The organism is Phytobacter massiliensis JC163 (genome assembly GCF_000321045.1).
In the GTDB taxonomy this organism is placed as follows: Bacteria; Pseudomonadota; Gammaproteobacteria; order Enterobacterales; family Enterobacteriaceae; genus Phytobacter_A; species Phytobacter_A massiliensis.
Genome location: NZ_HE578945.1, coordinates 1,758,439 through 1,772,571, shown reverse-complemented (window position 1 = coordinate 1,772,571; position 14,133 = coordinate 1,758,439). Strand labels below are relative to the sequence as shown.

General features: G+C 57.9%; 9 protein-coding genes. 5 read left to right on the top strand and 4 right to left on the bottom strand.

All coding sequences use genetic code 11. The features are described from left to right. Positions 1-146: 146 nt before the first annotated feature. The 4 genes from aat to trxB all read right to left on the bottom strand — a co-directional run bounded on the left by aat (position 147) and on the right by trxB (position 5,531). A complete protein-coding gene (gene aat, locus ENTHG_RS08685; protein ID WP_044177969.1) occupies positions 147-848 on the bottom strand; it encodes a leucyl/phenylalanyl-tRNA--protein transferase in 702 nt (233 codons plus the stop codon). Positions 849-959: 111 nt separating this feature from the next. Then, entirely contained in the window at positions 960-2,681 is a 1,722-nt protein-coding gene (gene cydC / locus ENTHG_RS08680; RefSeq protein ID WP_044177966.1) for a heme ABC transporter ATP-binding protein/permease CydC, read from the bottom strand. After that, the gene (cydD, locus tag ENTHG_RS08675; RefSeq protein WP_044177963.1) at positions 2,682-4,448 is read right to left on the bottom strand and encodes a heme ABC transporter permease/ATP-binding protein CydD; all 1,767 of its coding nucleotides are present in this window, start codon (positions 4,446-4,448) and stop codon (positions 2,682-2,684) included. A 114-nt stretch (positions 4,449-4,562) separates the two neighbouring features. Next, positions 4,563-5,531: a thioredoxin-disulfide reductase gene (gene trxB / locus ENTHG_RS08670; RefSeq protein WP_044179182.1), complete on the bottom strand. Its 969-nt coding sequence runs from the start codon at positions 5,529-5,531 to the stop codon at positions 4,563-4,565. Between the two features lie 548 nt (positions 5,532-6,079). On the opposite strand from trxB, the gene lrp reads away from it, so the two are divergent. The 5 genes from lrp (at position 6,080) to serS (ending at position 13,981) form a co-directional block, all read left to right on the top strand. Continuing rightward, positions 6,080-6,574 (top strand): leucine-responsive transcriptional regulator Lrp, encoded by a 495-nt coding sequence (gene lrp, locus ENTHG_RS08665; protein ID WP_000228469.1) that lies wholly within the window; start codon positions 6,080-6,082, stop codon positions 6,572-6,574. A gap of 110 nt (positions 6,575-6,684) precedes the next feature. After that, a complete protein-coding gene (ftsK, locus tag ENTHG_RS08660; RefSeq protein ID WP_044177960.1) occupies positions 6,685-10,512 on the top strand; it encodes a DNA translocase FtsK in 3,828 nt (1,275 codons plus the stop codon). Between the two features lie 118 nt (positions 10,513-10,630). After that, positions 10,631-11,242, top strand: coding sequence for an outer membrane lipoprotein periplasmic chaperone LolA (gene lolA / locus ENTHG_RS08655; RefSeq protein WP_044177957.1), 612 nt, complete (start codon positions 10,631-10,633; stop codon positions 11,240-11,242). A gap of 9 nt (positions 11,243-11,251) precedes the next feature. Then, the gene (gene rarA / locus ENTHG_RS08650; protein WP_044177954.1) at positions 11,252-12,595 is read left to right on the top strand and encodes a replication-associated recombination protein RarA; all 1,344 of its coding nucleotides are present in this window, start codon (positions 11,252-11,254) and stop codon (positions 12,593-12,595) included. A gap of 93 nt (positions 12,596-12,688) precedes the next feature. After that, entirely contained in the window at positions 12,689-13,981 is a 1,293-nt protein-coding gene (serS, locus tag ENTHG_RS08645) for a serine--tRNA ligase (protein WP_044177950.1), read from the top strand. The last annotated feature ends 152 nt before the right edge of the window (positions 13,982-14,133 follow it).

The following is a 14,133-nucleotide window of genomic DNA, read 5'->3' as shown; positions in this document are numbered from 1 at the left end:
TAGCGCGCTGCCGAAAAGGGAAACGATGAAGGAGATATAAGGCGTCCCTGATACAAGCTGTCCCGGTGTCGTGGCGGGGTAACAGGCAGAAGCTGCTCTGAGGCTCCATTATAACACCCTGATAAAAAATGTGCCGAAAACATTCATCATGCGGGTGAAAACAGTTCCTGCGGCAGCCAGAAATGGCTGTGCAGCGATTGTTGACGCAGCAGACCAAGGTGTTCAAGGTAATCCCGTCGCGGGATTTCCACCGCTCCAAGCGACGCGGTGTGGGGATTTAACACCTGGCAATCGATAAGCCTGCCGCCCGCACGGGAAAAAAACTCGCTAAATACCAGCAGCGCCGTCTTGGACGCGTTCTCCCGGCGGCTGAACATGGACTCTCCGCAAAACAGCGCGCCCTGCGCCACGCCGTACATCCCACCCACCAGCGTATCATCGCACCACACTTCAACAGAGTGCGCGTGGCCCAGTTCATGCAGACGATGGTAGGCCAGAACGATATCCTGCGTAATCCAGGTGCCTTCATGGCGGTCTTCGGCGCAGCCGTCGATGACCTGGCCGAAAGCGTGGTTAAGCGTGACCCGATAGGGGGAGGATTTATGAAAACGGCGCATGCTGCGGCTAACGTGAAATTCGCCAGGCCACAGCACTGCTCGGGGATCAGGCGACCACCACAAAATCGGATCGCCTGGCGAAAACCACGGAAAAATGCCGCGCTGATAAGCCATCAACAGACGGGCCGGGCTGAGATCGCCGCCCAGCGCCAGCAGCCCGTTGGGCTCACGGAGCGCGACTTCCGGCGAGGGAAAAGCAATAGTATGACGAGACAACTGCACCAGGCGCATGACGACAACGCTCCATAACGCGACAAGGAATTTCCCACTATGTTTATCGTCATTCTTAGCCCGGCACTTTAGCTTCCTCGCTACGCAGAGGACGAAAGGACGATATCACCACTACAGACGCTGCTTAAACTGGTAGTAACGACCCTGTTTCGCCATTAACGCTGCGTGATTACCTTGCTCAATTATTTCACCGTTGTCCATCACTATTATCTGGTCGAAACGGCTCAGGCCGCGCAGGCGGTGCGTCACCATCAGCACGGTTTTTCCCTGCATCACCTGCGCGATTAAGGCAAGGATTTGGCTCTCCGTCGCGGCGTCCAGCCCCTCGGTGGGTTCATCCAGGAGCACCAGCGGCGCGTCGTGTAACAGTGCCCTTGCAATGGCCAGACGGCGCAGTTCTCCGCCGGAGAGCTGGCGGCCACCTTCTCCGAGCCAGGCGTTCAGGCCACTCTCTTCAAGCAGCTTTTCCAGCCCCGTGCGGATAAGCACCTCTTTTAATGCCTCATCACTGGCGGACGGCGCGGCAAGACGTAAGTTGTCGCGCAGGGTGGCGCTGAATAGATGGACACGCTGCGGCACCACGCTGGTGGCCGCACGCAGGGCGGACTCGCTGAACTGGCTAAGGGAGAGGCCGTTAAGCAGGATCTCGCCCTGCTGCGGGTCCCAGGCGCGGGTGAGCAGCTGTAACAGCGTCGATTTACCGCAGCCGGTGCGGCCCAGCACGGCGACATGTTCTCCTGCGCCAACGGATAACTGAATATGGCGCAAAACGCTTTGCGGCTGTTCAGGATAGGCGAAGGTGACGCCGCTAAGCTGTAATGCCGCCTGCGTGGGTCGTTCCGTCTGGCCTTGCGGGAAGGTCACCTCCGGCGGGCAGGCGGTAATTTGCGTTATCCGGGTTGCGGAGGCGATAACCTGACCCAGATGTTGAAACGCGCCGGTAACAGGAGCCAGCGCTTCGAAAGCCGCCAGCGCGCAGAAAACAAACAGCGCGATCAGCGCCCCGGGCTGGGCATTACCGCCCACGTCGCCCGCAGCGAACCAGAGCATCGCCATTACAGCCGCTGCGCCAATAAGCAGCATCAGCGCCTGAGACGTGGCTGTCAGATCGGCCTGGCGACGCTGGGCGTCATGCCAGCTCAGCTCGGTGTTTTCCATCTGCTCACGATACCGCTGACTGGCGCCAAAGAGCGTCAGCTCTGCCTGGCCCTGCAGCCAGCTGGTTAACTGCTGGCGATACTCGCCGCGGAGCTGGGTCAGGTTTTCGCCGGTGGGCTTCCCGGCGCGATAAAACAGCGGCGGCAGAATAAGCAGTGTCGCCAGCATAATGCCGCCCAGAATAAGCGCCAGCGAAAGATCAAGGAAACTCAATCCTACTGTCACCACGATGATTACCACCAGCGCGCCTACCAGCGGGGAGATGACCCGCAGATAGAGATGATCCAGCGTATCCACATCAGCCACCACGCGGTTCAGTAACTCCCCCTGGCGAAAACGGGCGAGCCCGGCAGGGGAGAGCGGCAGCAGCTTACTAAAGGTCGTGACGCGCAGGTGCTCCAGCACGCGGAAAGTGGCGTCGTGGCTTACCAACCGCTCAAAATAGCGCCCGGCGGTACGGGTAATGGCCGCGCCGCGAACCCCGGCCGCAGGCAGCATATAGTTGAAGCTGTAAAGCCCGGCGACCCCAACCACGGCTGAGGCGGATAAAAACCAGCCGGAGAGCGTCAGCAGGCCGATACTCGCCAGCAGGGTGATGATGGCAAGTATTACACCCAGCAGCAGACGCCATTTGTGGCGTTTGTAGAGCGCAAGATAAGGCAGCAGCGCGCGCATTTAAATCTCCTCCTGACGATGGGCGAGCAGGCGGGCAAACGCCCCCTGCGCCGCGGCGAGTTCGACGAAGCTTCCCTGTTCGATGATATGCCCGTTGTCCATAACCCAGATGGCGCTCCAGTCGCCCAGGTTTTCCAGCTGGTGCGTTACCATCAGCGTCGTTTGCTGCTGCGACGCCGCGTTAAGGGCCTGCATCACCCGCTGTTCACTGTGGGCGTCAAGGCTGGCGGCTGGCTCATCAAGGAGCAGGAACTGGCAAGGGGCGAGCAGGGCGCGGGCCACCGCAATACGCTGCGCCTGGCCGACCGAAAGGCGGGTGCCCTGATCGCCCGGCGGCGTCTCCAGCCCCTGCGGGAGCAGCGGTAAAAACTCGCTGACCCAGGCTTTATCCAGCACCGCCTGCAATTCCGCCTCGCTGGCATCCGGGCGCGCCAGCAGAATATTTTGCCGCAGCGTGGCCGCCGGAAGCTGTGGGTTCTGCCCCACCCAGCTCAGGCACCGACGCCAGCTGTCGGGATTGAGGTCGCCCAACTCCACGCCGTTAATACGCAGTGAGCCCTCATAGGGCAGAAAGCCGGAGAGCGCGTTAATCAGGGAGCTTTTACCCGACCCGCTCTTGCCCACCAGTACCACCCGTTGCCCGGCCGCGAGCGTAAAGCTCAGCGGCCCTGCCAGCACGCTGCCGTCCGGAGACTTAATCACAAGCTCTTCTGCCGTGATGCTCACCGGCTCGTTAGGATCGCATTCGACATCGCCGCGCTGGGGATGCGCCAGCGGCGCTTCAAGAAACGTTTTCAGACTATCGGCCGCGCCAATAGCCTGCGCCTTCGCATGGTAAAACGTCCCTAAATCCCGCAGCGGCTGAAAGAACTCCGGTGCGAGGATCAGCGCCAGAAAACCGGCAAACAGCGTTACGCCGGTGCCGTAATGGCCGAAATTCAGTTCCCCCAGATAGGAGAAGCCAAAATAGACCGCGACCAGCGCTATCGACAGCGAGGTGAAAAATTCCAGCACGCCGGAGGAGAGAAACGCCAGTCGTAGAACTTCCATCGTCCGGCTACGAAAATCCTGCGATGCCCGGCGAATATTTTCTGTCTCTGCCGCTCCGCGACCAAAAACGCGTAAGGTTTCCATCCCGCGCAGGCGATCGAGAAAGTGCCCGCTGAGGCGCGCCAGCGCTTTGAAATTGCGCCGGTTGGCATCGGCCGCGCCCATCCCCACCATTGCCATAAACAGCGGAATCAGCGGTGCCGTGGCCAACAGAATCAGGGCGGAGGCCCAGTTAATGGGGAAAAGCGTGATGACGATAAGCAGCGGTACGCTGGCCGCCAGCGCCATTTGCGGCAGATAACGGGCGTAGAAATCGTGCATATCATCAATCTGTTCGAGAATGAGCGTCGCCCAGCTACCCGCGGGTTTACCCTGGATCCATGCCGGTCCCGCCTGCTGCAGTTTATCCAGCACCTGACGGCGGATCTCATAGCGGATATGTACCCCCGCGTGAAAGCCCACCCGTTCGCGCAACCAGGTTACCCAACTGCGCAGAATAAAGACCAGCGCCAGCAGCGCGAAGGGCAACAGCAGCGCTTCGCGGGGGATATTTTCCATAATCATATGGTTAAGGATGGTAGCCAGTATCCATGCCTGGGCGACGATCAGCACGCCGCTGACAACGCCAAGAAGGCGGGAGAGGGTAAGCCAGCGACGAGAAATAACGCTTTGCTTTTTAAGCCAGCGGGTAAGCTCTTGTTGACGGGTTTTATTCATTGCGCGCTTTGCAGGTGAAGTTATAGGGATTTTTCGCTTCGCAATGTTACATCGGTGCAAAAATAAAGGCGACTTATAGTCGCCTTCTTTACCTTTGTTACTGAGTTGTAAAGATTATTTGCTGCTTTCCGCCAGACCGTCAAGATAACGTTCGGCATCCAGCGCCGCCATACAACCCGTTCCGGCAGAAGTAATCGCCTGACGGTAGATATGATCCATGACGTCCCCTGCGGCGAAAACGCCTGGCACGCTGGTCTGGGTGGCGTTGCCGTGAATACCGGACTGCACCTTAATGTAGCCGTTTTCCAGCTCCAACTGACCGTCGAAGATAGCGGTGTTAGGGCTGTGGCCGATAGCGACAAACAGGCCCGCCACTTCCAGCGACTCGATGTTATCGGCGTTTTGCGTATCGCGCAGGCGCAGGCCGCTCACGCCCATCTGATCGCCCGTTACCTCTTCAAGGGTGCGATTGGTATGCAGAACAATATTGCCGCTGGCGACTTTATCCATCAGACGTTTGATAAGGATCTTCTCCGCGCGGAAGGTATCGCGACGGTGAATCAGGTGCACCTCAGAGGCAATGTTCGCCAGATAGAGCGCCTCTTCAACGGCGGTGTTGCCGCCGCCGATCACCGCCACTTTCTGGTTGCGATAGAAAAAGCCGTCGCAGGTGGCGCAGGCGGAAACGCCGCGGCCTTTGAACGCTTCCTCAGAAGGCAGGCCCAGGTAGCGGGCGGAAGCGCCGGTCGCGATGATTAACGCGTCGCAGGTGTATTCGCCGCTGTCGCCCGTCAGGCGGAAAGGACGGTTCTGTAAATCGACCTTATTAATGTGATCGAACAGAATTTGCGTATCAAATTTTGCCGCATGCTCATGCATGCGCTCCATCAGGAGCGGCCCGGTGAGATCGTGCGGGTCGCCCGGCCAGTTTTCCACCTCGGTGGTGGTGGTGAGCTGACCGCCTTTCTCCATACCGGTAATCAGTACCGGTTCCAGGTTCGCGCGCGCCGCGTAGACCGCAGCGGTATATCCCGCAGGCCCTGAACCAAGGATAAGCAGCTTACTGTGTTTGGCCGTACCCATGAGATCCTCATTTTTCTTGTTAGCAAACATGGGCTGGATTGTAGGGAAAATGCGAACGTAAAAAAAGGGCGCAGCGGTTTTGTTAACGATATGTGTAATAGCTACCGCCAATCAGCGTGCCTGGATAAGCAGGTGGATATAATAATTTCTACTGAAATTCGGGCAGTTATAAGGTGATAAAATGAGGATTACCTGACCACCATGATGAATATCTGGCATGTTGTACTAAAAAAGATGTTTTGCTTTGACAATCACCTGCGCATTTGCGAAAACATCAAAGGAAGAAAAAAGCAGTGTTTCGCGCGTGATGAAGATTCATGCACGTAAATGCCATTTTTACCGGGCTAGCGAAATCTACGCATGGCGTGGACAGACGCCATCCGTGATGTCGAAAGCTGCCTCAGGCACCGGTCTTCTTTATACAGCCCCTCATACGCGCCGCCGTAAATCAATAACAAGCAGCGTGTAGCGTAAGGGTACAGACCCTGAACAGTGAAGTGCACAGGGGCAAGACAGGAGTAGGGAAGGAATACAGAGAGACAATAATAATGGTAGATAGCAAGAAGCGCCCAGGCAAAGATCTCGACCGCATCGATCGCAACATTCTCAACGAACTGCAAAAAGATGGGCGTATTTCCAACGTCGAGCTTTCTAAACGAGTGGGACTTTCGCCGACGCCGTGCCTTGAGCGTGTGCGTCGACTGGAAAGACAGGGCTTTATTCAGGGCTATACAGCGCTGCTTAACCCGCATTATCTGGATGCATCACTTCTGGTATTTGTTGAGATTACTCTGAATCGTGGCGCGCCGGATGTGTTCGAGCAATTTAACGCCGCAGTACAAAAACTTGAAGAAATTCAAGAGTGTCATCTGGTTTCAGGCGATTTCGACTATCTGTTGAAGACCCGCGTGCCGGATATGTCGGCTTACCGCAAACTGCTGGGGGAAACCCTGCTGCGCCTGCCCGGCGTGAATGACACCCGTACCTACGTGGTAATGGAAGAAGTCAAACAGAGCAATCGTCTGGTTATCAAGACGCGCTAATACGGAACAGGTGCATAATCGGCGGTTTTTGATTACACTCCTGTTAATCCATACAGCAGCAGTGCCGGGGCGACCCGGCACTGCTGCCCGTTTTAGCTGGAGAGCCTTACTTGAGCCAGGAATATACAGAAGACAAAGAAGTCACACTTACCAAGCTAAGCAGCGGGCGTCGACTCCTTGAGGCGTTGCTGATCCTCGTATCTCTGTTTGCCGTCTGGTTAATGGCGGCGCTCATTAGCTTTAATCCGTCTGACCCGAGCTGGTCGCAAACCGCATGGCATGAGCCCATCCATAATCTGGGCGGCGCGCCGGGCGCATGGCTGGCGGACACCCTGCTATTTATCTTTGGCGTGATGGCCTACACCATCCCCATCATCATTATTGGCGGCTGCTGGTTCGCTTACCGGCATCGTGCTAATGAAGACTACATCGACTACTTCGCCGTCTCTTTGCGCCTGATCGGCGCGCTGGCGCTGATTCTTACCTCCTGCGGCCTGGCCGCCATCAATGCCGACGACATCTGGTACTTCGCCTCAGGCGGGGTTATCGGTAGCCTGTTAAGCACAACGCTCCAACCTCTGCTGCACAGCAGCGGCGGCACCATTACGCTGCTCTGCATCTGGGCGGCGGGGCTGACGCTGTTTACCGGCTGGTCCTGGGTGACCATCGCTGAAAAAATCGGCAGCGTCATCCTGACTATTCTTACCTTCGCCAGCAATCGAACCCGTCGTGATGATACCTGGGTGGATGACGAAGAGTATGAAGACGATGAGTACGAAGACGAAGACGACACGCCGGCCCCGCCGCGCGAATCCCGCCGCGCCCGCATTCTGCGCGGGGCGCTTGCGCGCCGTAAACGGGTAGCGGAGAAGTTCGCCAATCCGATGGGGCGCAAAACAGACGCCGCGCTCTTCTCCGGCAGGCGTATGGATGATGAAAGCGACGATATCGAATACAGCGCGCGCGGCGTACCTGCCGATGCTGACGACGTGCTCTTCTCCGGCCAGCGGGCGACGGCCCCTGACGCCGAGGCCTGGGATCCGCTGTTAAGCGGGCAGCGGGCAACCGAACCTGTTGCTGCCGCCGCCGCGGCAACCACCGTCGCCCAGGAGTGGGCGGCCCCGGCAAGCCCCGTTGCGCAACCCTATGTCGAGCCGCCCGCGGAGTATGCGCCGGCCTGTGAAGCGCCGCAGCATTATCCGGCGGCGGAAAATTTTGCTTCTGCGGATGAATACGAAGTCGCGCCGGTACAGCAACACGAGCCGCTGCAACAACAACAGTGGCAGGCGCCCGTCGCGCAACAGCCAGAGGCGTATCAGCCGTGGGAGGAGCCTGCCGCGCAGCCGCACTACGAGCATCAGCCTGTGCCTGTGCAGCCGCAACCCGAGCCGCCGCCTGTTGAAGCGCCGGTAAGCGAGCCAGAGGTGGAAGAGGTGAAGCATACCCGTCCGCCGCTCTACTACTTTGAGGAAGTCGAAGCAAAACGCGCCCGCGAGCGCGAACAGCTTGCCGCCTGGTATCAGCCTGTTCCTGAGCCGGTACAGGAGACCGTAAGGCCCGCGGCCCCGGCGGTTCCACCGTCGCCGCCTGCCGCTGAACAGGCCGTTGCGCCTGTCGCGGCTGCGGCAAGTGTAAAAGCCGCGGCTGCGGTAGCGCATAGCGCAACGCCGCTCTTCAGTCCGGCAATAGAAGGCGGGGTGGCGCGTCCGCAGGTTAAAGAGGGAATTGGCCCGCAGTTGCCGCGGCCTAATCGTGTGCGTGTTCCCACCCGGCGTGAACTGGCCTCTTACGGCATTAAGCTTCCCTCCCAACGCATGGCGGAAGAACGCGCCCGCGAGGCGCAGCGTCAACATGGCGATGACACCAGCGAAGATGTAGCGGATATGCTGCATCAGCAGGCGCTGGCGCAGCAGTTCGCAGCCAGCCAGCAGAATCGCTATGGTGATGATTACGAGCATGAAGAACATAGCGCGCATGAAGTTGATGAAGATGAAGTCGCGCAGGCCGAGCTGGCGCGTCAGTTCGCGGCCAGCCAGCAACAGCGTTATTCCGGCGAGCAGCCTGCGGGCGGCCATCCCTTCTCGCTGGATGATTTCGCCTTCTCGCCGATGAAAGCGCTGGTGGACGATGGCCCCAGCGAGCCGCTGTTTACGCCGGGCGTTATGCCGGAAACGGAAGCGCCTCAGCAACCTGTCGCGCCGTCCGCGCCGCCAGTGCAGCATCTGGCGTATCAGCAGCCAGCTTCGCCGCAGCTCTACCAGCAGCCTTCAGCGCCTGTGCATCCACAGCAGGCGTCTGCTTTCCAGCAGCCTGCAGCCGCACACCCCCACCAGGGGGCGGCCTTCCGCCAGCAGCCTTCGGCTCCTGCGCCACAGCAGCAGCCCGCGGCGCAGGATACGCTGCTGCACCCGTTGTTGATGCGTAATGGCGATAGCCGCCCGTTACCGAAGCCGACGACGCTGCTGCCGTCTCTTGACCTGCTTACGCCGCCGCCGGCAGAAGTCGAGCCGATAGATACCTTTGCGCTTGAGCAGATGGCGCGTCTGGTTGAGGCGCGTCTGGCCGATTTCCGTATTAAAGCCGACGTGGTGAACTACTCGCCAGGGCCGGTTATCACTCGTTTTGAGCTAAACCTCGCGCCCGGGGTGAAAGCGGCGCGTATTTCCAACCTGTCACGCGATCTGGCCCGTTCGCTCTCCACCGCCGCCGTGCGCGTGGTGGAAGTTATTCCCGGCAAACCGTACGTTGGCCTTGAACTGCCTAACAAAAAGCGCCAGACCGTGTACCTGCGCGAAGTGCTGGATAATGCGAAATTCCGCGATAATCCTTCGCCGCTCACTGTGGTTCTCGGGAAAGACATCGCGGGCGAACCGGTTACCGCCGATTTGGCGAAGATGCCGCACCTGCTGGTCGCGGGTACGACCGGTTCCGGTAAGTCCGTTGGGGTGAACGCCATGATCCTCAGCATGCTCTACAAAGCGCAGCCGGAAGATGTGAAATTCATCATGATCGACCCGAAAATGCTCGAGCTGTCGGTGTATGAAGGGATACCGCATCTGTTGACTGAGGTCGTAACGGACATGAAAGACGCCGCCAATGCCCTGCGCTGGAGCGTTAACGAGATGGAACGCAGATATAAACTGATGTCTGCGTTGGGCGTGCGTAATCTTGCTGGTTACAATGAAAAGATTGCCGAAGCCACGCGTATGGGACGGCCGATTCCGGATCCTTACTGGAAGCCAGGCGACAGTATGGATGCTACGCATCCGGTACTGAAAAAAGAGCCTTATATTGTGGTGCTGGTCGACGAATTTGCCGACCTGATGATGACCGTTGGTAAGAAAGTGGAAGAGCTGATTGCGCGTCTGGCGCAGAAAGCGCGCGCGGCGGGTATTCATCTGGTGCTGGCAACTCAGCGCCCGTCAGTGGACGTCATCACCGGGCTTATTAAGGCCAACATTCCAACGCGTATCGCCTTTACCGTTTCCAGTAAAATCGATTCCCGCACTATTCTTGACCAGGGCGGCGCGGAGTCGCTGCTGGGGATGGGGGACATGCTCTATTCCGGGCCTAACTCAACGATCCCGGTGCGTGTGCATGGCGCTTTCGTGCGCGACGAGGAAGTTCACGCCGTGGTGCAGGACTGGAAGGCGCGCGGGCGTCCGCAGTACGTTGATGGCATTACCTCTGACAGCGAAAGCGAAGGGGGCGGCGGCGGCGGCTTCGACGGCGGTGATGAGCTGGATCCGCTGTTCGACCAGGCGGTGAATTTCGTCACCGAAAAACGTAAAGCCTCTATCTCCGGCGTTCAGCGTCAGTTCCGCATCGGCTATAACCGCGCCGCGCGAATTATTGAGCAGATGGAAGCCCAGGGCATCGTCAGCGAACAGGGCCATAACGGTAACCGCGAAGTGCTCGCGCCGCCGCCGTTCGAATGATTGCAAAGATGGGTAAATCTGTAAAAATTCAGTCTTTTCTTCTGTCGCTTCGCGCCGGGTACTCGTAAAGTGACAGGAGTGTTCTCCCGCATCGGGAGCGACGTAGTGAGGAAAAATAATGAAAAAAATCGCGATGACCTGTGCATTAATTGGCGGCCTGATGGCAAGTAACGTGTGGGCGGATGCCTCAAGCGATCTCAAAAGCCGTCTCGATAAAGTCAGCAGCTTCCATGCCAGCTTCACTCAGAAAGTGACCGATGGCAGCGGGGCGGCGGTACAGGAAGGAGAGGGCGATTTATGGGTAAAAAGACCCAATCTATTTAACTGGCATATGACGCAGCCGGATGAAAGCGTACTGGTGTCTGACGGTAAAACGCTGTGGTTCTATAATCCCTTTGTCGAGCAGGCTACGGCGACCTGGCTGAAAGACGCGACCAGCAATACGCCGTTTATGCTGATTGCGCGTAACCAGAGCAGCGACTGGCAGCAGTACAATATTCAGCAAAATGGCGATGATTTTGTCCTGACGCCGAAAAACAGTAGCGGCAATCTCAAGCAGTTTACGATTAACGTAGGCCGCGACGGCACCATTCATCAGTTCAGCGCGATTGAGCAGGACGATCAGAAAAGCAGCTATCAGCTGAAATCCCAGCAAAATGGTAGCGTAGATGCGTCGAAATTTACCTTTACTCCACCGAAGGGCGTAACGGTCGACGATCAGCGTAAGTAAGAGGCGTGTGTGAGCAATCTGTCGCTCGATTTTTCCGATAATGCGTTTCAACCTCTGGCCGCGCGAATGCGGCCAGAAAATTTAGCGCAGTATATAGGGCAGCAGCATCTGCTGGCCCCTGGTAAACCCTTGCCGCGCGCCATTGAGGCGGGTCATCTGCACTCAATGATCCTGTGGGGGCCGCCCGGAACGGGAAAAACGACGCTGGCTGAGGTTATAGGGCGTTATGCCAACGCCGATGTCGAACGCATCTCTGCCGTCACCTCCGGCGTAAAAGAGATTCGTGAAGCCATTGAGCGCGCTCGCCAGAGCCGCAACGCGGGAAGGCGCACGATTCTGTTTGTCGACGAGGTGCACCGTTTCAATAAAAGCCAGCAGGATGCCTTCTTGCCGCACATTGAAGATGGCACCATTACGTTTATTGGCGCCACTACCGAAAACCCCTCCTTCGAGCTTAACTCTGCGCTGTTGTCCCGCGCCCGTGTCTATCTGCTGAAATCACTCACCACCGAGGATATCGAGCAGGTGCTGACGCAGGCGATGGAAGACAAAGCCAGGGGTTACGGCGGACAGGATATCGTCCTGCCGGATGAAACCCGCCGCGCCATTGCCGAACTGGTTAACGGCGATGCCCGCAGGGCGCTGAATACGCTGGAAATGATGGCCGATATGGCGGAGTTGGACGATGCGGGCAAACGCGTGCTGCAACCTGCGCTGCTCACGGAAATCGCCGGTGAGCGTAGCGCCCGCTTCGACAACAAAGGCGACCGCTTTTATGATTTGATCTCCGCGCTGCATAAGTCCGTTCGCGGCAGCGCGCCGGATGCCGCTCTCTACTGGTATGCCCGTATTATCACTGCCGGTGGCGATCCGCTGTACGTTGCCCGCCGCTGTCTGGCGATTGCCTCGGAAGATGTCGGCAATGCCGATCCCCGGGCGATGCAGGTGGCTATTTCGGCGTGGGACTGTTTTACCCGCGTCGGCCCCGCAGAAGGGGAGCGGGCTATCGCCCAGGCTATTGTTTACCTGGCCTGCGCGCCGAAAAGTAATGCGGTCTATACCGCCTTCAAGGCTGCGCTCGCCGATGCGCGCGATCGCCCCGATTATGACGTGCCGGTGCATCTGCGTAACGCCCCGACCAAACTTATGAAAGAGATGGGCTACGGCCAGGAGTATCGCTATGCCCATGACGAACCCAACGCGTACGCTGCGGGCGAGGTCTATTTCCCCGAAGAATTAGCACAAACACGCTACTATCATCCGACAAACAGGGGTCTTGAGGGTAAGATTGGCGAAAAGCTCGCCTGGCTTACTGAACAGGATCATAAAAGCCCCACAAAACGCTACCGCTGAGGGTGGCGTTGCGGTAATGTTGTCGAAGTATTCCTGTGGCCGCAGGCTGCGGTCACTTTCTCTTTATTTCAATTCGATAAGCACAGGATAAGCATGCTCGATCCCAATCTGCTGCGTAATGAGCCAGACGCAGTCGCTGAAAAACTGGCACGCCGGGGCTTTAAGCTGGACGTAGATAAGCTGCGCGCTCTTGAAGAGCGCCGTAAAGTTCTGCAGGTACAAACGGAAAATCTGCAGGCTGAACGCAACTCGCGATCGAAATCCATTGGCCAGGCGAAAGCGCGTGGGGAAGATATCGAGCCATTACGCCTGGAAGTAAACAAGCTTGGCGAACAGCTGGACAGCGCGAAAGCTGAACTGGACGTGCTGCAGGCGGAAATCCGCGATATCGCGCTGGCGATCCCTAACATTCCTGATGACAGCGTGCCGGTAGGCAAAGACGAGAACGACAACGTTGAAATCAAGCGCTGGGGAACGCCGCGCCAGTTCGATTTTGAGGTGCGCGATCACGTTACGCTGGGCGAAATGCATGGCGGGCTGGATTTCTCTGCCGCGGTTAAGCTGACCGGCTCGCGCTTCGTGGTGATGAAAGGGCAGATTGCCCACCTGCACCGCGCGCTGGCGCAGTTCATGCTCGATCTGCACACCGAACAGCACGGCTATAGCGAAACCTATGTGCCGTATCTGGTCAACCACGATACGCTGTATGGCACCGGTCAGCTGCCGAAATTCGCCGGCGATCTGTTCCACACCCGCCCGCTGGAAGAAGAAGCCGACAGCAGCAACTACGCGCTGATCCCGACCGCGGAAGTGCCGCTGACTAACCTGGTGCGCGACGAGATCCTCGACGAAGAGTCTCTGCCGATCAAACTTACCGCCCACTCTCCGTGCTTCCGTTCTGAGGCGGGGTCGTATGGTCGTGATACCCGCGGCCTGATCCGTATGCATCAGTTCGATAAAGTTGAAATGGTGCAGATCGTTCGCCCGGAAGAGTCAATGAACGCGCTGGAAGAGATGACCGGCCACGCCGAAAAAGTGCTGGAGCTGCTGGGTCTGCCGTATCGCCGCATGGCCCTGTGCACCGGCGATATGGGCTTTGGCGCCTGCAAAACCTATGACCTCGAAGTCTGGGTGCCGGCGCAGAATACCTACCGTGAAATCTCTTCCTGCTCGAACGTCTGGGATTTCCAGGCGCGTCGTATGCAGGCGCGCTGCCGCAGCAAATCCGACAAGAAAACCCGTCTGGTACATACCCTGAACGGTTCCGGGCTGGCGGTTGGTCGCACGCTGGTTGCCGTACTGGAAAACTATCAGCAGGCTGATGGCCGCATTGAAATCCCCGAAGTTCTGCGCCCGTATATGAAAGGGCAGGAATATATCGGTTAAATACCGATAACTTAAAAAAGCGCCTGCGGGCGCTTTTTTGTTGTCTCCACTCGGCAAATTACCATGAATTTTTTCATCTGAATTTTTTGTCTTTTCAACGACGCTATCCAGTAAAAACAAGCGATTAACCGTAGCGGCGGTGTTATTTCCAT

Bases quoted from the DNA above. Each gene is read 5' to 3' on its own strand.
- cydD (WP_044177963.1), bottom strand. From the start codon at position 4,448: ATGAATAAAACCCGTCAACAAGAGCTTACCCGCTGGCTTAAAAAGCAA.
- lolA (WP_044177957.1), top strand. From the start codon at position 10,631: ATGAAAAAAATCGCGATGACCTGTGCATTAATTGGCGGCCTGATGGCA.
- trxB (WP_044179182.1), bottom strand. From the start codon at position 5,531: ATGGGTACGGCCAAACACAGTAAGCTGCTTATCCTTGGTTCAGGGCCT.
- lrp (WP_000228469.1), top strand. From the start codon at position 6,080: ATGGTAGATAGCAAGAAGCGCCCAGGCAAAGATCTCGACCGCATCGAT.
- cydC (WP_044177966.1), bottom strand. From the start codon at position 2,681: ATGCGCGCGCTGCTGCCTTATCTTGCGCTCTACAAACGCCACAAATGG.
- serS (WP_044177950.1), top strand. From the start codon at position 12,689: ATGCTCGATCCCAATCTGCTGCGTAATGAGCCAGACGCAGTCGCTGAA.
- aat (WP_044177969.1), bottom strand. From the start codon at position 848: ATGCGCCTGGTGCAGTTGTCTCGTCATACTATTGCTTTTCCCTCGCCG.